21 protein-coding genes are annotated in these 20,171 nt (G+C 43.3%); 6 read left to right on the top strand and 15 right to left on the bottom strand.

All coding sequences use genetic code 11. From position 1 onward, the window contains the following. Positions 1-142: 142 nt before the first annotated feature. The gene (locus tag NIES1031_RS23735) at positions 143-343 is read right to left on the bottom strand and encodes a hypothetical protein (RefSeq protein WP_143167740.1); all 201 of its coding nucleotides are present in this window, start codon (positions 341-343) and stop codon (positions 143-145) included. Positions 344-544: 201 nt separating this feature from the next. On the opposite strand from NIES1031_RS23735, the gene NIES1031_RS09820 reads away from it, so the two are divergent. Beyond that, the gene (locus NIES1031_RS09820; protein ID WP_015188751.1) at positions 545-745 is read left to right on the top strand and encodes a DUF2811 domain-containing protein; all 201 of its coding nucleotides are present in this window, start codon (positions 545-547) and stop codon (positions 743-745) included. Positions 746-886: 141 nt separating this feature from the next. Here NIES1031_RS09820 and NIES1031_RS09815 read toward each other — a convergent pair whose 3' ends face one another. After that, on the bottom strand, positions 887-1,600 hold the full coding sequence (locus tag NIES1031_RS09815; RefSeq protein ID WP_073549230.1) for a response regulator transcription factor: 714 nt from the start codon (positions 1,598-1,600) through the stop codon (positions 887-889). Positions 1,601-1,910: 310 nt separating this feature from the next. Between NIES1031_RS09815 and NIES1031_RS09810 the strand changes: the two genes are divergently transcribed. After that, positions 1,911-2,537 carry a CPP1-like family protein gene (locus NIES1031_RS09810; RefSeq protein ID WP_073549229.1) on the top strand — a complete coding sequence of 209 codons (627 nt, stop codon included), beginning with the start codon at positions 1,911-1,913 and terminating at the stop codon, positions 2,535-2,537. A 44-nt stretch (positions 2,538-2,581) separates the two neighbouring features. Here NIES1031_RS09810 and NIES1031_RS09805 read toward each other — a convergent pair whose 3' ends face one another. From NIES1031_RS09805 to NIES1031_RS09795, 3 genes are all read right to left on the bottom strand, one after another. After that, on the bottom strand, positions 2,582-3,280 hold the full coding sequence (locus NIES1031_RS09805) for an HAD family hydrolase (protein ID WP_073549228.1): 699 nt from the start codon (positions 3,278-3,280) through the stop codon (positions 2,582-2,584). Positions 3,281-3,385: 105 nt separating this feature from the next. After that, positions 3,386-4,417, bottom strand: a complete 1,032-nt coding sequence (gene hppD, locus NIES1031_RS09800; protein ID WP_073549227.1) for a 4-hydroxyphenylpyruvate dioxygenase — start codon at positions 4,415-4,417, stop codon at positions 3,386-3,388. A gap of 100 nt (positions 4,418-4,517) precedes the next feature. Beyond that, positions 4,518-5,231, bottom strand: coding sequence for an SDR family oxidoreductase (locus tag NIES1031_RS09795; protein ID WP_073549226.1), 714 nt, complete (start codon positions 5,229-5,231; stop codon positions 4,518-4,520). 277 nt (positions 5,232-5,508) lie between these two features. On the opposite strand from NIES1031_RS09795, the gene ftsH2 reads away from it, so the two are divergent. The 3 genes from ftsH2 to NIES1031_RS09780 all read left to right on the top strand — a co-directional run bounded on the left by ftsH2 (position 5,509) and on the right by NIES1031_RS09780 (position 9,856). After that, positions 5,509-7,389, top strand: a complete 1,881-nt coding sequence (ftsH2, locus tag NIES1031_RS09790; RefSeq protein WP_073549225.1) for an ATP-dependent zinc metalloprotease FtsH2 — start codon at positions 5,509-5,511, stop codon at positions 7,387-7,389. Positions 7,390-7,867: 478 nt separating this feature from the next. Continuing rightward, positions 7,868-9,109 (top strand): RNA polymerase sigma factor SigC, encoded by a 1,242-nt coding sequence (sigC, locus tag NIES1031_RS09785; protein ID WP_015188758.1) that lies wholly within the window; start codon positions 7,868-7,870, stop codon positions 9,107-9,109. A gap of 291 nt (positions 9,110-9,400) precedes the next feature. Next, positions 9,401-9,856, top strand: coding sequence for a Fur family transcriptional regulator (locus NIES1031_RS09780; protein WP_015188759.1), 456 nt, complete (start codon positions 9,401-9,403; stop codon positions 9,854-9,856). A gap of 51 nt (positions 9,857-9,907) precedes the next feature. Here NIES1031_RS09780 and NIES1031_RS09775 read toward each other — a convergent pair whose 3' ends face one another. The 6 genes from NIES1031_RS09775 to NIES1031_RS09750 all read right to left on the bottom strand — a co-directional run bounded on the left by NIES1031_RS09775 (position 9,908) and on the right by NIES1031_RS09750 (position 13,949). Further along, positions 9,908-10,381 carry an SH3 domain-containing protein gene (locus tag NIES1031_RS09775; protein ID WP_073549395.1) on the bottom strand — a complete coding sequence of 158 codons (474 nt, stop codon included), beginning with the start codon at positions 10,379-10,381 and terminating at the stop codon, positions 9,908-9,910. A 51-nt stretch (positions 10,382-10,432) separates the two neighbouring features. After that, positions 10,433-11,164 carry a TIGR04283 family arsenosugar biosynthesis glycosyltransferase gene (locus NIES1031_RS09770; protein WP_073549224.1) on the bottom strand — a complete coding sequence of 244 codons (732 nt, stop codon included), beginning with the start codon at positions 11,162-11,164 and terminating at the stop codon, positions 10,433-10,435. Positions 11,165-11,210: 46 nt separating this feature from the next. Next, complete coding sequence (locus NIES1031_RS09765; protein ID WP_015188762.1) at positions 11,211-11,525, bottom strand: carbon dioxide-concentrating mechanism protein CcmK; 315 nt, start codon at positions 11,523-11,525, stop codon at positions 11,211-11,213. A gap of 313 nt (positions 11,526-11,838) precedes the next feature. Then, positions 11,839-12,219, bottom strand: coding sequence for a rhodanese-like domain-containing protein (locus NIES1031_RS09760; protein ID WP_073549223.1), 381 nt, complete (start codon positions 12,217-12,219; stop codon positions 11,839-11,841). Between the two features lie 379 nt (positions 12,220-12,598). Beyond that, positions 12,599-13,021, bottom strand: coding sequence for a hypothetical protein (locus tag NIES1031_RS09755; protein ID WP_073549222.1), 423 nt, complete (start codon positions 13,019-13,021; stop codon positions 12,599-12,601). A gap of 43 nt (positions 13,022-13,064) precedes the next feature. After that, positions 13,065-13,949 carry a M48 family metalloprotease gene (locus NIES1031_RS09750; protein WP_073549221.1) on the bottom strand — a complete coding sequence of 295 codons (885 nt, stop codon included), beginning with the start codon at positions 13,947-13,949 and terminating at the stop codon, positions 13,065-13,067. Between the two features lie 460 nt (positions 13,950-14,409). Between NIES1031_RS09750 and NIES1031_RS09745 the strand changes: the two genes are divergently transcribed. Then, positions 14,410-14,601, top strand: coding sequence for a hypothetical protein (locus NIES1031_RS09745; RefSeq protein ID WP_073549220.1), 192 nt, complete (start codon positions 14,410-14,412; stop codon positions 14,599-14,601). A 4-nt stretch (positions 14,602-14,605) separates the two neighbouring features. Here the strand turns inward: NIES1031_RS09745 and NIES1031_RS09740 are convergent, their stop codons facing one another. The 4 genes from NIES1031_RS09740 to NIES1031_RS09725 form a co-directional block, all read right to left on the bottom strand. Continuing rightward, positions 14,606-15,604 (bottom strand): ferredoxin family protein, encoded by a 999-nt coding sequence (locus tag NIES1031_RS09740; RefSeq protein WP_073549219.1) that lies wholly within the window; start codon positions 15,602-15,604, stop codon positions 14,606-14,608. 2 nt (positions 15,605-15,606) lie between these two features. Further along, positions 15,607-16,491: an iron-siderophore ABC transporter substrate-binding protein gene (locus NIES1031_RS09735; RefSeq protein ID WP_236738785.1), complete on the bottom strand. Its 885-nt coding sequence runs from the start codon at positions 16,489-16,491 to the stop codon at positions 15,607-15,609. A 68-nt stretch (positions 16,492-16,559) separates the two neighbouring features. Beyond that, complete coding sequence (locus tag NIES1031_RS09730; protein ID WP_073549217.1) at positions 16,560-19,037, bottom strand: TonB-dependent siderophore receptor; 2,478 nt, start codon at positions 19,035-19,037, stop codon at positions 16,560-16,562. Between the two features lie 125 nt (positions 19,038-19,162). Further along, positions 19,163-20,137, bottom strand: a complete 975-nt coding sequence (locus tag NIES1031_RS09725) for a helix-turn-helix domain-containing protein (protein ID WP_073549216.1) — start codon at positions 20,135-20,137, stop codon at positions 19,163-19,165. Positions 20,138-20,171 lie beyond the last annotated feature (34 nt).

The raw sequence follows: 20,171 nt of genomic DNA, 5'->3' as shown, positions 1-20,171 counted from the left end.
GGTATAGGGGCAGGAGGCTGTTATTTGCCAGAAAATCCTCGTGTCTTGATAGTTGGCTGTCTCTAAATCATGTATAAACAAACGCCATGCATCTCTAAATACAAAGCTGTCTGTCTTCATAACTCTAAATTCTTTGCAATTCTTATTTTTGTCGCAACTTTTCCCCACGCATTCCCCACCATTTCCACAGGTTAATCGCAGTTTTTCCACAGATGTACGCAAGTTTTCCACAGGTAATGACGTTAAATAATCGTTTGATAGATGATCTGTGGATTTTGTGTGCGGTTGCGGTATCCTCAAACAACACGGATATCATGTAAAGATATGTAATAAAAAATCGCATCAAAAGCTGATTCTTACGTAAATATTTTTTTTACATAAAGTCTCTTGTAATATTTCGCAGCATTGACGGGACAGTGATTCTTGCCGGACAATAATGCACCTGACCCAACAAAATTAAAGCGGTGGGGAAAACCGAAGTTGCACCGTATCCCCGCCACTACAAGTCATTTTCACTCTTTACCTTTACTTAGGGAGATCCTCGATGAACGCTACAGTTAGCATCCTGACCGAAATTCCTGAAGAACTACACGAATCACTCAAAAGCTACTTAGAAAGTCATCCCACCTGGGATCAAGACCGTGTATTCACGGCTGCGCTATCGCTGTTTTTGCTCCAAAATGGCAACGGCGATCGCCGTGCGGCTAGAGTATACCTCGAAAGCTTATTTCACCACTGTGGCTAGAGTAAGAGTAAGTGCATCGTAGTAACTAACTGACTTAAGCATTGCGAATTTCAAGCAACAACTGCATACAATAAATCGCGGCTGCCTTCCCTGAAAATAAGAATACGGCAGCCGCTAGATATGTAAATATATCGCAAGATATTAAGAATTACTCTGCTCTGGTAGATTCGGAGCCTCGAACTTATAACCTACACCACGAACAGTCTGAATCAAAATTGGTTGAGTCGCATCAATTTCAATCTTCTTGCGAATTTGACCAATATGCACATCAACAACTCTTTGATCGCCTACGTAGTCGTAATCCCAAACTTCTTGAATCAGTTCCGCACGCCGCCAAACTCGCCCTGGATGGCTCGCTAAAAAACGCAACAAGTCGAACTCTAGCGCAGTTAACGGAATGAGTTGGTTATTGAGCGTCACTTCTCTTCGTTCGGGATCGATCACCAGCTTTTCAAACGTCAAGCGCTGTTTTTCTGCCGCTGTGACAACTCGCTGACGCTTCAAAATAGCAGCAACTCTCACTTCTAATTCACCCAAACTAAAGGGCTTAGTAAGATAATCATCCGCACCTTGAGCAAATCCCCGAATTTTATCGGCTTCATCCGCTCGACTCGTCAGCATCAAGACAAAAACCTTAGTGCGATTTTGCATATCTTGGCAAAGTGTATAGCCAAGGACATCCGGTAAATTGACGTCGAGAATCACTAAGTCAGGATTAAATTGCTCAAAAGCCGTAAGTGCAGTCTTACCATCTTCGGCAGACTCCACCTGATAGTTCTTGCTTGATAAAAAGCGTTGGATTAAATTACGGATGGCAGGATCGTCATCAACGACAAGAATCTTGGCAAGAGCCATAGTCATCACTTTGTACAACAAACAAAAGGATCTTCAGGTACGCAAAGAACGCGATCGCGCGATTCGGCAACAAGAACTACAATGCTTAAACAATTATCAGCTTATAAGCCACTAATGCCAAGCGTCTTCCGCAATTCTACTATTGCTTCTTAATGTAAATGACGCATTGATAAATTATTCATCGTTTCCCTAACTCGGATTCAGGTTGTGCTAAATTGAGTATTGGTAATCGTTTGTTGGTAGTTAACTCGACCGACACGAATTAAATTAAATGTTCTCCTCCACTGGCTGCTCCTGCGATTAAGTCAACATGGGCGATCAAAATTACTACGAAAAGCTTGGGGTAACCGAAGACGCTACGTTCGATGAAATTCAAGAGGCTCGCAATCGCCTTCTGCAACAGTACAGTGGCGACTCTAAGCATCTAGAAGTAGTCGAAGCTGCTTACGACGCAATTCTGATGGAACGGCTGCGGATGCGTCAAGAAGGTAAAATTAAAGTGCCTGAAGGCATTCGGTTTGCCGAACGACTTTCACAAGCACCCCCTCAAGAAAAACCAGCGCCTACTAAGAAGTCACCTGAGTGGGTACAACGGCTGCTCGACCAACCAAGCCCAACAGACATCATAGTACCTGGCACTATATTTCTAGGATTAAGTGCTTTAAGTATTCTTTCTACAGCAGCAAGCATTCAAGCCCTACAACTCGCCTTGATAGCTGGTGTGGGAGCGAGTTTCTTCTTTTTATACCGTAAAGAGAAAAAGTTCGGCAGAGCCGTGCTGCTAACTGCGATGGGTCTCATTATCGGACTTATTGCAGGCGGAATACTCAGTAGCATACTCTTGCCCCAGGTGAGCATTATAGGAGTATCAGTAGAACAATTTTCTACAGTGCTGACTTTCGTTCTGCTATGGATAATCAGTAGCTTCCTCCGCTAAAAATAGTGGGGTTCAAGGAATTTGATTCCTTAACCCCATTGTGATTAACCAACCTGTGGCAAAAACTCATACAACAAGATATCTACGGCTTCTTGCAAGTTATTAACAATTAAGTCTGGCTCGTACTTTTCCAATTGCGTGCGATCGCGAATACCGCACAATACTGCCATAACTTTGACTCCATGCTTTTTAGCAGTCACAATATCAGCTTCGGTATCTCCCACCATCCATGTCTCATAAGCAGGTGGTAACTCAACAAGTGCGCGCTCCATTAGTAATGGTTTATCATCAACATCGCGCGTCTTAACGTAATCGTTACTTAAGCAATAACACCGATTTCTTGGGAAAAATCGACCGAGATCGTGCTGCTCAAACGCGAATTCTAGTTCGCGGACGCGTCGCATTGTCATTACTGCCAAATCTATCCCAGCGCGTTGTACTTCTTCTAAAGCGGTGATAGCACCAGAAGCAAGGTGATCGTACTCAAAGTAAGGCTGAGTATGGACAGTTTCGCGTCGTAACTGCGCGAATTCTTGCGCCTGTAATTCATTTAAACCGGAAATCATCCCGATTTTCTTCTCTGAAATCCGCGCTCGTTTTAACTTCCAAAATTCGGCTTTAGTAAGTTGTTTTACTTGCTGATCTCGACGTCGCGTCTTCTCCAAGCAGAGTTTGTAAACTTGATAGTATCTTTCTGATACATCAATAATAGGACCATCAAAATCGGTAATAAGTCTTAACATTTAGCAAATAATGTAAACTTTATTTACACGTTAGCTAATATTTGGTACCACTGTGTTTTAAATATTTAATCTCTATGTTTAAGATTACTAATCTAATAGCACTTTTTACATACTGCCGCGTTTGATTTGTTCGCGTTCAATTGCTTCAAACAACGCTCGAAAGTTACCCTCACCGAATCCAGGCGCTTGCAGTCGGCGCTCGATTAACTCAAAGAAAAAAGTGGGTTCGCTAAAAATTGGTTGCGTAAAAATTTGCAAAAGCAAGGCATCAGGACTAGTATCTTGCCAATCAACCAAAATTTGTTGCTGCGCAATTTCCTGAAGTTCCTCGATTGATAAAGGAAGTTTATAGCGTTCTTGAAGCTGAGTGTAATAACTCGGAGGCACCGGAAGAAACGACAGTCCCCACTCGCGAAATTTTGCCACACTCGGCACAATGTTGGCTGTTTGTAAAGCAATATGTTGAATTCCAGGTCCGCGATTGACATCCAAAAATTCTTGAATTTGAGAATTAGCGGATGCAGGTTCGTTGATAGGTAGTTGCACTTGGCGATCGCGCGACACTAAAACTTGGCTATACAAACCAGATCGCTCAGTTTGAATGTTAAATGACTGCTTCGTTTGAAAACCCAAAGTATTTTGATACCACGTTACCGCCTGCTCTAAATCGCCTGCCGCTACATTAAGAACAATGTGATCGATACCCGTAAAGCTCAAAGGCGATCGCAATTCTTCAGTTGATAACAAAAAGTCATCGTACCCTGAATGCTCAATCAAAGTATGTGATAGCGATCCCCAACCCGCAATTTTGGCAGTTCTAATTTTATTGTCGTGTTGAATAGGCTGTAAAACTTTCGCACCGTAGGCGATCGCTTGCTGCAATACAGCTTCAAGATCTTCAACCCCAAACGTCACATCAGCAACACCAGGCGGATGCTGCTGTAAATACGATGCGACAGGGCTGTGGGGCGTCAGTGGCGAAGATAGTACAAAATACACGGAGCCACTTTTGACGACTTCCGTGCGAGTGTGTTCGCTGACGCCGCGTGCGACTGATTGAAAGCCTAAATGTTGAACAAACCAGTTACACGATGCTGGGGCATCTTGTACGTAAAAATGAACGCGATCGATCCTCATATCCTCCAACAATCCAGCACAACAGCTTACCTGTGTGTAAATTTTGCCTAATTTCGCTGGATTTGCAGGTCACTCTTAAGCAAGAATCCTCCTTCATTGATTAGAAGAACAAATGACTATCGGGCTGAATGTTAATTTCCATGGGGACAGCTTGCGGCTGGGCTGATAATGCGTACAAAATCGCCTCTGCAGCCGTTTCCGTACTTAGCATTTTTTTGCGATCTACCTTCAACTGTACGTTATCCCAAAATGGAGAGTTTACACCACCAAAGTAGAATAACGTGAATTTTACGCCAAATCGCTTTAACTCTTCCGCCATACACTTACTAAACCCAACAACGGCATACTTAGAAGCACAATACGCCGCCGCCATCGGCATCGAATGCTTGCCTAAAATGCCGACAACATTACAAATATGCCCTGATTTCCGCTCTTGCATCAATTCAGCAGCAGCTTGACTTGTATAAAAGCTTCCCTTGAGGTTGACATCAAGCATCGCTTCTAAATCAGCAGGTTCCAAGTTACCATACGGCTTCATCACCCCCGCACCCGCAGCATTAACCAAAACATCGATTTGACCAAACTGCGCAATCGTTTTCTCCATTAAGATATCGACTTGTTGTCGATCAGTAATATCTGTAGGCACCGCTAAAGTTTGCCCTGCGCTTGCATCAAGTTGACTCACGAGATGCGATAGTTTGTGACTATCTCTTGCTGCTAGTACTAACTGTGCTCCTTGACGCGCTAGTTTATGGCTTAAGGCTGAACCAATACCCCCAGTCGCACCAACAACGACAACAACTTTATTTTGCATACACGCCTTTACATTTCTTTACACCTGTTTTTATCATACTGGGGTAAAACGGCGATCTCCAGCGCAAGCGAAGCATTATACTTCCGCAGTCTAGTCCAAAGAATTAAAATTACGTTACATTTAATTAAGATTGCAATTGGCTTTAACCGCATCTCAGAACTGGGGATCAGCGGTAAAAAAGTTAAAAATATCACTTAAAAGCTCTATTTTTAAAGGGTACAGCACCCGATAGTAGAAAAGCTGAACTGTTGTATATGCATCAAAAGGCAACTAACTGATGAAACTTTCTTGGAGAGTACTCTTACTGTGGACATTGCCTGCGCTGGTAATTGGCTTCTTCTTTTGGCAAGGAGCGTTTGCTTCCGCGCCTACAGACATGAGCAAGAACACAGCCAGTACCCGCATGACCTACGGTCGCTTCTTAGATTACCTAGATTCTGGTCGTGTCACGAGTGTAGATCTATATGAAGGTGGTCGCACCGCCATTGTCGAAGCTGTTGACCCAGAATTAGACAACCGCATCCAACGTCTACGGGTAGATTTACCTTATAACGCTCCTGAACTGATTTCTAAGCTCAGAGATGCCAACATCAGCTTCGATTCGCATCCACTTCGTAATGATGGAGCAATTTGGGGGCTACTCGGTAACTTAATCTTTCCCATTTTGTTGATTGGTGGTTTGTTCTTCTTGTTCCGACGTTCGAGCAATATTCCTGGTGGACCAGGACAAGCAATGAACTTTGGTAAATCCCGCGCCCGCTTTCAGATGGAAGCTAAAACGGGTGTGAAGTTTGATGATGTTGCTGGAATCGAAGAAGCAAAAGAAGAACTTCAAGAAGTTGTCACGTTCCTTAAGCAACCCGAACGCTTTACCGCTGTAGGTGCCAGGATTCCTAAAGGTGTTTTATTAGTCGGACCTCCAGGAACTGGAAAAACTCTTTTGGCAAAAGCGATCGCAGGTGAGGCTGGAGTTCCATTCTTTAGTATCTCTGGTAGCGAATTCGTCGAAATGTTCGTTGGTGTTGGTGCTTCGCGCGTCCGCGACTTATTCAAAAAAGCCAAAGACAACGCGCCCTGCTTGATCTTCATCGATGAAATCGACGCGGTAGGAAGACAACGCGGTACGGGAATCGGTGGTGGTAATGATGAACGCGAACAAACACTCAATCAGCTACTCACCGAGATGGACGGCTTTGAAGGCAACACAGGAATCATTATTATCGCCGCGACGAACCGCCCTGATGTGCTCGATGCAGCATTACTGCGCCCTGGCAGATTTGACCGCCAAGTCATTGTCGATGCGCCCGATGTTAAAGGACGTCAAGAAATTCTCAAAGTTCATGCACGAAATAAAAAGCTTGACCCGAATGTGTCGTTAGATGCAGTCGCACGGCGGACGCCAGGATTTACCGGAGCCGATTTAGCCAACTTGCTCAACGAAGCGGCAATTTTGACCGCACGGCGACGCAAAGAAGCGATTACATTGTTAGAAATAGATGATGCGATCGACCGCGTTGTCGCAGGAATGGAAGGGACACCACTTGTCGATAGCAAGAGCAAGCGCTTAATTGCTTATCATGAAATCGGTCACGCTTTAATCGGTACTGTACTTAAAGACCACGACCCCGTGCAAAAAGTCACGCTGATTCCGCGCGGACAAGCACAAGGACTAACATGGTTTACTCCGAGTGAAGACCAAGGATTAATTTCACGCGCGCAGCTAAAAGCAAGAATCACTGGTGCATTGGGTGGTAGAGCAGCTGAAGATATTATCTTTGGCGCGGCAGAAATTACCACGGGTGCAGGTGGCGATTTACAGCAAATTAGTGCAATGGCACGTCAGATGGTCACTCGCTTTGGGATGTCTGAGCTAGGACCACTGTCGTTAGAAAGCCAAAGTGGAGAAGTCTTTTTAGGTCGTGATTGGATGACTCGCTCCGAATACTCCGAAGCGATCGCCTCAAGAATCGATGCTCAAGTCCGCACCATTGTGGAAGAGTGTTACGAAAACGCCAAAAAGATCATCCGCGAGAATCGTGTCGTTGTCGATCGCTTAGTCGATCTACTCATCGAGAAAGAAACGATCGATGGCGAAGAGTTCCGCCAGATTGTTGCTGAGTATACTGATGTGCCTGACAAGCAATCTGTTACAGCATAGTAGGTAGTTCGCTCACAATTAAATAATCAACAGGGACGACGTTGTTGTATATGTTGTCCTTTTTTTTTGTTTAGTGTACAAAACTCTTATCAACCATGCTTTGCTGCACAAGAACTGAGCGCGATCCTCAGGAAATCGACATAGCACAGTTGTAGATTAATTTATCCTTTGACTGAGGTCACAGCTATTTTGCCTGCAATACTTTTATAATTCATTGTCTAAAATAGCTACAAATTTGCTAATTTTACGTATACAATTGTTGCTTTTTATACTAGAAACAAGGTTAATTAACCACGTTTTCTTGGTTATACAAGTTTAAACACATATTACTAGTAACAAAAAGAACACAAAATAACTACTTAAAGATTTAGTTAATGGAACTCTCAAACCTGTTATTCCATCTTAGATAGCGGGAACAATAGCAACAGGAAGTAGCTACGCACCCTAATAATCACCTGGAGCGATTGAAACGACCCCTATGCCAGCAACATCTTTTTACGCCTACACAGCTTACGAAGAGCAATCCTCTCAAGATTTTCAGCATGAGCCTAATGAAGCTGATCTAATTGAGGGAGATCTAATCGACTTCGATATGGAGTCTAACGATGCTGCTAACTCGCAGCCAAACGTTAATCGTCGCACGACCGATTTAGTACGTTTATATCTACAAGAAATTGGTCGAGTGCATCTTTTAGGGCGAGACGAAGAAGTTTCCGAAGCTCAAAAAGTGCAACGCTACATACGCTTGGTAGAACTGCGCGCAAAAGCAGCAAAAAACGGGGACGAAATTATGGTTCCCTACGAACAACTTATGGCGGTTCAAGAGCGCTTAACATCTGAACTAGGACATCGCCCTTCTTTGGAGCGTTGGGCGACTAGCGCTGGCATAGAGGTCGCAGAACTCAAACCCTTGCTTATTAAAGGTAAACGGCGTTGGGCTGAAATTACCGGCTTAACTGTACAAGAGTTAGAGCAAATTCAAAGCGAAGGAAACCGCGCGAAAGAACACATGATCAAGGCGAATTTACGCCTAGTTGTGTCAGTTGCGAAAAAGTATCAAAATCGCGGTTTAGAGCTACTCGATCTCGTACAAGAAGGAACGCTTGGTTTAGAAAGAGCCGTAGATAAGTTTGATCCTACTAAAGGTTATCGATTTAGCACTTATGCGTATTGGTGGATTCGCCAGGGTATTACACGCGCGATCGCTACCCAAAGCCGAACAATTCGCCTCCCTGTCCACATAACAGAAAAACTCAATAAAATCAAGAAGGCACAACGTAAAATTTCGCAAGAAAAAGGTCGTACACCAACCATTGACGATATTGCTGCGGAGTTAGAAATGACACCACCGCAAGTTAGAGAAGTTCTCTTGCGTGTCCCACGCTCGGTATCTTTAGAAACCAAAGTTGGTAAGGAGAAAGATACAGAACTTGGAGAATTACTTGAGACAGACAGTATTTCACCAGAAGAAGTCTTAATGCGAGAAGCTCTACAGCGCGATTTACAGCATTTACTTGCGGATTTAACCGATCGCGAACGTGATGTGATTTTGATGCGCTTTGGCTTAGGAGATGGTCATTCCTACTCGCTAGCTGAGATTGGCCGCGCCTTAGATTTGTCTCGCGAACGCGTACGTCAGATTGAATCTAAAGCTTTACAGAAGTTGCGCCAACCCAAGCGCCGCAACCAAGTCCGTGACTATCTAGAGACTTTAAGCTAACGCGTTCCTCGTTGGGGCATTGTTGGGGCATGACATGTCATCCCCCAACAAATCTTCTAATTTTATAAAGGTCTAGTTGAGTTTAAAGTATTCGCAACTTTCTATTGGAAATCATTTGCAATAGTCTAGTCTTGTTGACAATTACTGCGAATAATTTTATAAAGGTCTAGTTGAGTTTAAAGTATTCGCAACTTTCTATTGGAAATCATTTGCAATAGTCTAGTCTTGTTGACAATTACTGCGAATCTTTCTTATAATTATCAATAAATATGCTTTGTTGAGAAGGTTGCCATGACTGTTTACACAGCTACCTCGCTCAAGGCGGAACTCAACGATCGTGGTTGGCGTTTAACTCCCCAGCGAGAAATTATTCTACACGTTTTTCAAGAGCTTCCCAAGGGCGAACATCTCAGTGCTGAAGATTTGTATCATCACTTAGATGCTCAAGGAGAAGGTATTAGTTTATCTACAATCTATCGGACGCTAAAACTAATGGCGCGGATGGGCATTCTCCGTGAATTAGAATTAGGCGAAGGACACAAGCACTATGAGCTAAACCAGCCATACCCCTATCACCATCATCACCTAATTTGCGTTCGTTGCAACAAAACAATCGAGTTTAAGAACGATTCCATTTTAAAAATAGGGACAAAAACTGCTCAAAAGGAAGGATATCACCTACTAGACTGTCAATTGACAATTCATGCGGTATGTCCTTCTTGCCAAAGGGCTTTGTTACCTTTGTAAATTCGTAAAGTGAACAAGAAGAAACACTTTACTCAAATACTTGCCAACTCACTATTCTGCAATTCTTTCTACGTTACCTGCTTTAACCCAACCTTCTTGTTCGCTATTTGCCAAGCGGATTCTTTGCCAACTGTTATCAGAACTTGTTTCCAAAACGGTAATCTCTTCGTTATAACCTACTCCAGCAATGCGTTCCGCATCGGCATTGGGTTCCGAGCGTACGCTCAAACCTTGCACCCAAGTCACTCGCGCCCTGTATGTTCCTGGGGCTAGTGTTGCGGAAGAGTCTTTGCTTGTATTTGTCGTGGTATTCGACTGAGTATTTGAGGACGTTGTAGTTGTAGGTGCCGTAGGAGCAGAGCCTCGTGCTTTGACTTCTGCGGTATCATTGGCAAAAATTGGTTTAGGTGGAGGTGTTGTTACTCGATGCAGAAAGTACAAAGCTGCTGCTACGCCACCACTAATCAAAATAAGTGCAGCTAAACTGATACCGAGTAAAAATTTAATGACATTCTTCCAGCGCATGACAACTACCCCGTATAAACCTTTAATATTAGATTTTACGCTTGCGTACAACTAACGAACATCTTCATAAAACTGCTTTAAGTAAGCTGCGGAAACACCAAAGCCCCACAAAAAACCAATATAAACATAAATTGCTGTTGCCTGGAGCGAACCCCAACGCGCTACTCGTCGATCTGAACTTTGAACAACACGATTTACTTGACACAATCGCCCACAGCGCACAAGTTTCAAGCATAAATCAGCTTCTTCTAAAATAGGAAGTTCGCTATCAAAACCGCCACAAGTCCAAAAATCAGCGCGACGACAAAACATAACCTGATCGCCAAAAAGTAACCGCAGTCCTCTAAAAAAAAGATGCGGTCGAAAGACTAGAGGAGCGTAGTAAGTTTTGAGATAGTTATGTAAGGAAATTCCCCAACGTGTTGTTTGTTCTCCTACCATCAAAGAAATAAAACCACCGCCAGCAATACTCTGATCTTTTAGAGTTTGCTCAATCACGGCGATCCCATCATCAGGCAATAAAGTATCAGCATGTAAAAAACACAAGATTTCTCCTGTTGCTGCGGCTGCACCTTGATTCATTTGCAGCGATCGCCCCCGCCCCTGCGAGTGAATAACTTTTACACCAGCTTGTTGTGCAATCGTAATTGTTTGATCTTTGCTTCCACCATCAACAACGAACACTTCCTGCGCCGGAGGTTCTAACAGCCTAAGGTTGCGTAAGGTACGTTCTAAACAACTTCCTTCATTCAAAGTAGGGATGATGATTGATACACCAGGCATCGTAGTTGTCAGGTTCGAGACAAGAGTGAAGTGTAATTTTTAAGCACTAAACGCGGAACTGCTCTACGGATTGTCTGTAGTCAATCGGCAATACAGTCTCGACATTTTCGTGAGGACGAGCAATAACATGATAGGAAAGTAATAACTCTTCTTCAGTGTTAACTTGCCTAACTGAATCAACTCCCGCCGAAACCGAGGTTTGTACTTCCGCAACATCCCCTCTGACAATAATCGTATATCGAGCACTGCTAACTTTTTCATAACCAACTAAGGTTACACGAGCAGCTTTCACCATGGCATCTGCTACTGCTAAAGCAGGGGGAAGTCCCTTAACTTCAACCATACCAACTGCTGCTGGCATTTTTTGTCTCCTAAACTGCGCAAACCAACGACACTCATTGTAAGCAGCAACTTGCACCATAAAGCGCCCGCTGCTACCTAATACACTGCCAGCATACCGAAATTAAGCTAGAGCGCTTCTAGCGTAACTGTTTTATGTCTTGTAGTAAAGAGTACAAATTGCTTTTGTGAAAATTCTTGCTTATTCTTAGTATTTGATTGCAGCAAGTACGTCGAATTAATTTCTTAGGGATTGCTTCATCAAGCAACTGTCAACTTACAGCAAACAAAATAACAGCTAACAGCTTGACTTGCAAAATCTCTAACTAAAGTCACTAAATTGATAATATCTGTACGATAGATTCAACAGGATAGCCAACTGCTTTCCAAGCCGCAACACCACCGCGTATTTGTGAGACATTGTGATATCCCACGGCGCGCAACTTATCCGCTGCTAGTGCAGTTTCCTCGTCAGTTTCGCCGTAGATATAAATATCGCGTGTGAGTTCTAGAGTAGATAAAGTCCGGTCTGTCAACTCTGCGAGTGGTACGGGAATGGCTCCTAAAATGTGACTATAGTTATACTCATTGCGATCGCGCACGTCGATAATTGTTAATGCTGGATCTCCCCAATCTAACCTTGTTTTCAAGTCATAAACAAGTGATTGAGCTTTTAAGGGTGGTGGCATGGGAATAATTCCCAGAAATTTATGCATAGGTTTATCACTTCTGATCCCTTCTCTTGCAATTTAACAAGTATTTTTACAATTCGCAATATTTTGTATAAATGTGTTTAAGGTTAGATATAAAAGATGCAGAATTTGCATCACTCTTTGGTATGAATTTCCAGAATGATATAGCAAGACGCATTCAGGTTAAATACTAGTAGATTGAGTAAATGTATTGCGCTGGTAAGCTTTTAAAAAGCTAAGAGTTAACAGAAGAAATTGCTAGCCGCTATATTTTTGAAGCGAGTGATTTTGCAAATTGTAATTAAGATTACGTAGTTTCTCAAATTAGTAATATTACTAACAGAAATAAAAAAGTGCTGGAAATAAGTGTTTCCAGCACTCTCGAAAGAGAAAATATTGTAAATTAACGTGGGCGAGGAGCCGTCAGCACCTCCCAAGCAGCTTTGGCAGCATCCGCTAAGCGATCGCCTAATTCAGCAACTTCTTTAACAACGGAGTTCCAATTCTTTTCTGCTTCCTTCTGAATCAAAGAAAAAGAGTATTCAATGCGATCGCGTTCAATCAGTTGATTGCCTTCAATTGTTTCCCGCGCTCGACGTACGGCGTTGAGATACGCCTCACGTGTCAGTGTTCCTGCGGATTGAGCTTCGGCTTGGGCGCGTTTTTTGAGCGCATCAATCAAAGCTTTTGTTTCGTTTTTGAGATCGTCACTCTCCCCAGCCATTTCAGTTTCAACGAGATCATTAGTTTGGGGAGATATCTGTGTTGTTTGCGGAATAATTTGAACTTCTACAGAAGTATCGGTGTTGTTAGGTTCAGCAGTCATCGTTGTTGCTCCTAAATTTTAAAGTTAACTGAAAAATTTTGCATTATCGCCCAAAGGAAAGTTCAGAAGGCGATTGCGGAAGTTCTTGTTCTAACTTCAATAGCTGTTGAATTCGTGTTTCGGTTGGTGGATGGCTAGAAAATAAATTGCCTAAGAATTGACCAGAGATAGAATTTACAATCAACAATGGTTCAAACGCTGGGTTGGCATTCATTGGTAACTGACGCGCAGTACTTTCCAAGCGTTGCAAAGCACGCGCCAATGCTCTAGGATTGCGTGTAATTCTAGCAGCCCCTGCATCTGCTTCAAACTCCCGCGTGCGCGAGATGGCTAGTTGAATAACCGTCGCAGCCATTGGGGCTAAAAAAATCGTCAAGAGTAAGCCGAGTGGATTTGCACCTCGATTACCATCGCGTGAAGAAGGAAACCATAAGCTATAGCTCACGATTTGCGCTAACATCGAAATCGCGCCACCAATCGTAGCCGCGACAGCTTGAGTTAAAGTGTCACGATTGGCAATGTGGGTAAGTTCGTGCGCAATAACACCTTCAAGTTCATCTTTTGGCAATATCTGTAAAATACCTTCTGTCACTGCAACTGCGGCGTGTTCTGGATCGCGCCCCGTCGCAAAAGCATTCGCAGCAGGGCTAGGAACAATATAAATTCCTGGCATTGGTAAGTTAGCGCGATCGCACAATCGTTGCACCATTTGGTATAACTCTGGCGCTTGATTGAAGCTAACAGGTTGTGCGCGATATGCTGCCAAAGCAATCTTATCAGATTGATACCATGACATTAAATTTGTTACCGCCGCTAGCGCGATTCCAATAATGACGCCTCCTAACCCGCCGATTACCCAATAGCTAATCGCAATGAGTAAACCACTTAGCAATCCCAATAAAGCGACAGTTCTTAATTGATTTTTCATATTCTGTTTGCTCTCCTGATAATGCTGTAACTGCATTGCAACCTGTATTTAGATACAGCATTACTTAAGTCGCACTTTGATTGTATCGACCTAAACTCAGATTCCTTGGGAAGAAAACGCTAATCAGAAAGTACGGTTTTGCCTACTAATCGCGCACTTGTTGGCGTTAGTTTTGGTTTTTAGTATTTTTTGTAACAGATATTGATTCAATGCAGAGATTTTTTTATTGCGGTGACGGCGCTTTAGATTGTCAATTTTACTTGATTATGGGGTAGGCAAAATTTTAAACTTGAATTGCAATTAACTGCTATCCTCGAATCAATCGAGAGCTTACACGAAGTAAAAAAAATAACTGTGTGTTGGCATTTTAGTAATTTAAGCGTTAATTGCTTACACAAGTCATTTCTGCACAAGTACACCTTCAATTGTTATTGAAGACTTGAAATCATAACGCTGATTCATGAATCAAACTGGATTTATTTTTAAAGTACTGCTGTTATCTGCTGTCATATCAGTTTTGATCAAGTATGGTGGTTCGTACGTGCTAATCGTTCCAACGACAATTAATGCGTTGATTGTTGTTTTATTGCCGAGTATAGTTATGGCGATCGCCTTATTCCAACGTTTCCAACAACAATCTTCTAAGTCATAAACACTTATATAACTTTAACTAAACGACTGACGCGATATTGCTTCACTTCTACCAACGGTTCATCGTCGTCATAGCTTGATGTCCACCAAGCAGTTGTCACCCGACTGCTTAACTCGATTCGTGCTTGATAGGTTCCCGAAATACTACCATCGGGGGATGCAAAATAAATTTGAACTTCTACCCAGTCAGGCTCAATATTGGTTTCATCCACTGCCAATACTTTTCCTTGCTTGAAATAATCTAACCATGCCCAACCTTCAAGCATCAAAATCTCGCGTTCGGCAATTTGTTCAAACTTTGTCAATCCAGTCCACCCTTGATAATAGGGACGTAATCCTGTCACTGAACTACTACGATGCACGAGAAGTTCCAACACGCTTGGCTCAAGCTTTCCCCAGCAGCGTCCCTCTGGCATATCAAGTAAAGTGGGTGCAAATTGGTGGTAACCAAAATGACTACATCGCCATACACGTAAGGATTGTGAAGCATACTGCTGGCGTAATTGTCGATAAATTGGATAGCCAAACCGAGCGCAAGCAGCATCAACATTACCATGAGTACACACGAGTAAATCACGGATGTGTTGCGTATCTTGTTGATAGGCAGCAAACGTAGCAAGTTGTTCCGGTTGTTTAAATAAGGCGAGGACAAGTGATGCTACAGCATCAAGAGGTAAAAGATACTCATACTTAGTTAACCGTGCAAACGCTCCCGCAGGTCTAGCGTAGTACAACACACGCATACGATCTGGCTGAGAATATTCACGATCAGGAGCGATCGCTAAAGGTCTTAATCGAACATTTTCTTGCCAAACGATCGCTAGTGCTTCATGGATGTGTTGCGGTACGGGATTCGGTTCCATCCAAATTGTTTTTGCCCAAGGTAGCGGTAATTCAAAGATTAACCAGTGATCGTAAGTCTCTGTTGTGCCAATCGGATCTTCACCATTTTGTTTCGCAACCTCGGTACAAAAGCGGCAATTGCGTAGTGTAAGTTTAGTCATATTCACTTCTTGAGTGCGAGTAAGTAGGTAAACAAGTCATCAATCACTAAATTCGCAGCAATCGCACCTGTACCAATCCAGTAGTGCGGCACTTCATAAACTTTGCCTTGCTTGACAGCATTCAACTGTTGCCATAAGGGATCTGCTTTGAGTTTTGCTGTAGCTTGGATTTGTGCAACTTGTTCGTCAGGGCTACTGTAATTCCACAAAAAAATGACATCGCCATCAGCATTGCTCAAGCGTTCGCGTGATAGTCGCAGCGACGTTATAGCGGCATTTTGTTGTGCTGCTGGGCGACGTAAACCTGCATCAGCAAGAATGGTTCCAGAAAAGGTATCGCTACCGTAGATATAGAAGCCACCAGCCGGTGGAACGGTGATAACAGAAACCTCAAACCAATTGAGGCGATCGCCCATACGTGTCTTAAAATCTTCTAATCGGGCATAGTATCGCTCCATTACAGGACTTGTGTTGGTTCCTAATGCCTGACCAACCAATGTAAAGATTGCTTTCCAATCGCCACTATTTTCAAACTTGGCAATAACTGTTGGGGCAATTTGCGATAGTGGATTGTAGACTGATTGTTGGTAGGAATTGCCCAAAATTAAATCAGGCTTGAGCGTCAGAACTTTCTCTAGACTTGGTTCCCCAGAGAGTCCTATATTTGTTACCCCGTCGAGGCGATCGCGCAAATGCTCCCAGTCGGTTCGTGCTGCACCTATCGGTTTTGTATTGAGTGCTAGTACGGCTTCTAAGGTATAACTATCAAGCGTGACAATCCGTTGAGGATTTGTAGGGACTTGTGTTTCTCCTAAAGCGTGTTTGACAAGGCGGACGGATCGGGTAGGAACAGTTTCGACGGTATCAGTATTGTGGGTGCAAGCCACAAATACGCTAATGCAGACGCTTATGAAAAATAGGAGCAACGCTTGCCAACGTCTACAGTAATTCATATTCAAAACTCGATTGCTATTGATCCGACTACTGTAAAAGGCGCACCAGGCTTAATCGTCGTTCGCCCATATTCAACACTTTCAAAATAGGCGACATCAAATAAGTTGCGCAAATTAAGTGCTAACCTCCAGTTATCTTGTCGGTAATACACCGCTGCATCGGTACGAAGATAACTTGGTAGCTCAAAAGTATTCTCATTATCTCCTTGTCGCGCTCCAACTAAAAATAAACCAAGACCAAAGCCTAATCCTTGTAAATTACCGCGCTGAATTTCGTAGGTTGTCCATAAACTACCGCTATGTTGCGGAACGTTTGCGGGTAAATTTCCATCAGGAATCCCAAAAGTGCCTGAAGTAATAACAGCATCGGTGTAAGCATAAGATGCAATAACGTTCCAGCCAGGAAGAATTTCACCCCCGATATCGAGTTCAATACCGCGACTGCGTTGTTCGCCGATGGGAATGTAAAAATTAAACGTAGGATCGTTCGGATCTGATGTGGCAATGTTTGTTTTTGTCAGTTCGTAGAAGGCGAGATTTGAAATTAATCTGCCTTCTAGTAACTCTGCTCTCACACCAATTTCATACTGTGTCCCGCGTTCAGGTTCCAAAGGTGTACCATCGGCGGTAGTGCCAAAGTTGGGTGCAAACGACTGACTGTAGCTCGCGTAAAGTGAAATTGGGTTGATCGGTTGATACACTAACCCAAAACGGGGACTAAAAACATCATCGCGGCGTGCTGAAGGAGAATCGTTAAATACACTGTCTTGTTCAACAATGTCGAAGCGACCGCCAACAAGTAGTTTCAAGTTATCAAGAATACTGACTTGATCTTGCAGGTAAATTCCTAATGAGTCTACTTGCGATCTACTATCTCGACCTAACTCGGTTAAGTCATTGAGCGTTGGTCGTGCGATCGCATCATAAACTGGAGCAAAAATATTAATGCTAGGAGTCTCACCCTCGGGCAATAAGAAATTCGTACCTTGAGAGAAGACGCGGGCTAAATCTACACCAAACACAACTTGATGCGCAATTTCACCTGTTGTAAATTGTCCCAGCAACGCAGTTTGTAACTCATAGGTTTCCCGCAGGTCATCGTTAGAACTAAAAGTTCGCGAGAGATTCCCAGTCGTTTCGTCTAAACTATCAGGATCAGCTTTGAAGTCGAGTGTATCTGATGCTGAGAAGCGAAATGCGTTACGGATCTGCCAATTTTCGCTCAAGCGATGTTCGAGTGCGTATCCAGCACTCACCGCTTCATTGCGTCTAAAATCATCAGGTTCGCCTAAAATGCGGTCTATGGGAATATCGGCAATAGTGTCACCAATTGCAACTAAACCTCGATCAAACGGTCGCTCATCTCGGAGATATTCAAACTCAAGTAAGAGATTAGTACGATCGCTAATCGCCCAGGAAAACACGGGAGCAATAAACACGCGCTCGATATCTTGTTCAAAATCACGAAAGCCTTGCGCGCGTTCGTAGGCAACATTCAAGCGGTACAGCGATCGCTCAGCGTTTAATGGTTCAGAAACATCAATTTGCGGTCGAATTAGACCAAAATTACCCACTTGCACTTCAGCCGCGTAGAACGGATCGCGTAAGGGTCTTTTCGGAATGATATTAACAATTCCCCCTGGTTCTAAGTTGCCAAATAAAACTGACGCTGGACCTTTGAGAACTTCAATGCGTTCGATATTGGTTGTTTCTTGGAGAATATTACGACTATCGCGCACGCCATCGCGAAATGTATTGAACTGAGGAAAACCACGAATAATAAACTGATCGCGCGTTCCCGCAAAGTTGTCACCAGGAACAACACCACTAACATTACGTAGTGCTTCATCTAGGCGAATCACCTGTTGATCTTCAAGCACTTGTTGTGGAATGACTTGAATCGATTGCGGAATGTCGCGCAGTGGCGTATCGGTGCGCGTTGCTGTTGAGGCATTAGGGACGATGTAGCCCTGCACTTGTTCGCCGGTAACAAGAATTTCAATTATCTCTTCTGCTGTAGGCGGTGGTGGGGTAACGCTCAATACCAATCTTTGACGATCGCTACTTATGGTAACTGTAGGAGGCTCGTTGACTCCAGTGATCGCCACCTGAACGCGATTGTTAGGTAAATTTGTGACTGTGACTTCTGCAATTTCTGCACTTGGCTCTTGTGTCCGAAATTCTTCACCATCGGCTAAAACGAGCACTGCATTAGGAATCTCGACAATGTACGTATTGCCCAAAACCGAGGTTATGACTGGTTGCAGTTGCTGTGAAGGAGTTAAGAGCACCTCAATTTCTGCATCAGTGTTAAGTTGTACTCCTATAATTTGAGTTGGGGTGTTAGGAGTCAATGATGGCAGTGATCGCTGCTTGATTTGTTGCGGTTGCCTATCTCTAGAAATTTCCGCCCGTGCTTTTGGTGATAGTACCAACAGCAGAATACTAATAATTAATATAACTTGTCGTAGTTGCGTCATCACTTAAACAAGAGCTATTCTCAATTAGCTTACAGTGATGAACAGTTGCGATCGCGATCGCATTGTTGGCTAGACGGAATTTTTTTGTAGGGTAGACGGAATTTTTTGATAGCGCACGGATCAACTTATCGCCGTCGGTAAGCTCCTGGATTACAGCCATACTGCTTGCGAAATGCTATTGTGAAGTAGCTGCGATCGGCAAATCCTACACTACGAGCAACTTCTGCAACACTCATATCGCCTTGTGCCAATAGTTGCTTCGCTTGTTCTAAGCGGTGATGATGTAAATACGCAAATGCCGTTTTGCCAAAAACTTGGCGAAATCCCCGCTTCAACGTGCAATCATTAAGACCAACTTTACGGGCTAGCTCGATTAAAGAAGGTGGATTGCTCAGCTGCTGTAATAAAATTGCTTGTGCTTGGTAAATGCGCTCAATATCTTCAGATTTTAGACTAGTAGGAGGTTTATGCTGTTTTTGTGATTTTAGTTGGTCAAGCAGCAACACCATTAATTCCCAAACCTTACTTTCGAGATACATTCGTTTCATGAAACCGTGGTAAGGGCATTGTAAAATTTGTTGCAAAACTATATGCATTTCTGCGGTAGTTGTGCCAAAGCTAGTACTGTACTCTTGATCCAAATTGTGCATCAAATGCTGGAACTCCTGTGGCACTTCCTTGGTAGGGTTCAAAACGAATGACTGAAACAACTCAGGTGCAATGTGCGCATTAATAACAAAGCATCGCTTAGCAGAGGAGTAGCAATCTTCTTTCGGTGCAATTCCGCTACCACATAGCGTGTATTGCCCAGCGCGTAAAAAACAATCGTTACAACCCTCACCACCAGAAAGATAGAAGGTGTACTCTAAAGGGTGCTGGCGTTCGGGTGCTGCGGAAACAATGTCATCCTGTGGTTGATAGTCTGCGATCGTTAACGCTAATCCTTTACTGAGGATAATATCTCGCCAATACCCTTGACCAAGCTGCTGTGGATACTTCCAAGTAGTATCAAATTCATCAACTGAATGAACGTTTGTTTCGACTTCTACAGCTTCCTCAAATAGCTCCCAGTAACTACTTTGTGAAAGGATAATTGTCATTATTGCTGTTGGTTAAGACAATGGATATATCAGG

Source organism: Chroogloeocystis siderophila 5.2 s.c.1 (genome assembly GCF_001904655.1).
In the GTDB taxonomy this organism is placed as follows: Bacteria; Cyanobacteriota; Cyanobacteriia; order Cyanobacteriales; family Chroococcidiopsidaceae; genus Chroogloeocystis; species Chroogloeocystis siderophila.
The sequence above is the reverse complement of the archived record's forward strand: the minus strand, read 5'-3'. Positions and strand labels throughout refer to the sequence as shown.

Coding starts and splice junctions, on each gene's coding strand:
- NIES1031_RS23735 (WP_143167740.1), bottom strand. CDS start 343: ATGCGATTTTTTATTACATATCTTTACATGATATCCGTGTTGTTTGAG.
- NIES1031_RS09820 (WP_015188751.1), top strand. CDS start 545: ATGAACGCTACAGTTAGCATCCTGACCGAAATTCCTGAAGAACTACAC.
- NIES1031_RS09815 (WP_073549230.1), bottom strand. CDS start 1,600: ATGGCTCTTGCCAAGATTCTTGTCGTTGATGACGATCCTGCCATCCGT.
- NIES1031_RS09810 (WP_073549229.1), top strand. CDS start 1,911: ATGGGCGATCAAAATTACTACGAAAAGCTTGGGGTAACCGAAGACGCT.
- NIES1031_RS09805 (WP_073549228.1), bottom strand. CDS start 3,280: ATGTTAAGACTTATTACCGATTTTGATGGTCCTATTATTGATGTATCA.
- hppD (WP_073549227.1), bottom strand. CDS start 4,417: ATGAGGATCGATCGCGTTCATTTTTACGTACAAGATGCCCCAGCATCG.
- NIES1031_RS09795 (WP_073549226.1), bottom strand. CDS start 5,231: ATGCAAAATAAAGTTGTTGTCGTTGTTGGTGCGACTGGGGGTATTGGT.
- ftsH2 (WP_073549225.1), top strand. CDS start 5,509: ATGAAACTTTCTTGGAGAGTACTCTTACTGTGGACATTGCCTGCGCTG.
- sigC (WP_015188758.1), top strand. CDS start 7,868: ATGCCAGCAACATCTTTTTACGCCTACACAGCTTACGAAGAGCAATCC.
- NIES1031_RS09780 (WP_015188759.1), top strand. CDS start 9,401: ATGACTGTTTACACAGCTACCTCGCTCAAGGCGGAACTCAACGATCGT.
- NIES1031_RS09775 (WP_073549395.1), bottom strand. CDS start 10,381: ATGCGCTGGAAGAATGTCATTAAATTTTTACTCGGTATCAGTTTAGCT.
- NIES1031_RS09770 (WP_073549224.1), bottom strand. CDS start 11,164: ATGCCTGGTGTATCAATCATCATCCCTACTTTGAATGAAGGAAGTTGT.
- NIES1031_RS09765 (WP_015188762.1), bottom strand. CDS start 11,525: ATGCCAGCAGCAGTTGGTATGGTTGAAGTTAAGGGACTTCCCCCTGCT.
- NIES1031_RS09760 (WP_073549223.1), bottom strand. CDS start 12,219: ATGCATAAATTTCTGGGAATTATTCCCATGCCACCACCCTTAAAAGCT.
- NIES1031_RS09755 (WP_073549222.1), bottom strand. CDS start 13,021: ATGACTGCTGAACCTAACAACACCGATACTTCTGTAGAAGTTCAAATT.
- NIES1031_RS09750 (WP_073549221.1), bottom strand. CDS start 13,949: ATGAAAAATCAATTAAGAACTGTCGCTTTATTGGGATTGCTAAGTGGT.
- NIES1031_RS09745 (WP_073549220.1), top strand. CDS start 14,410: ATGAATCAAACTGGATTTATTTTTAAAGTACTGCTGTTATCTGCTGTC.
- NIES1031_RS09740 (WP_073549219.1), bottom strand. CDS start 15,604: ATGACTAAACTTACACTACGCAATTGCCGCTTTTGTACCGAGGTTGCG.
- NIES1031_RS09730 (WP_073549217.1), bottom strand. CDS start 19,037: ATGACGCAACTACGACAAGTTATATTAATTATTAGTATTCTGCTGTTG.
- NIES1031_RS09725 (WP_073549216.1), bottom strand. CDS start 20,137: ATGACAATTATCCTTTCACAAAGTAGTTACTGGGAGCTATTTGAGGAA.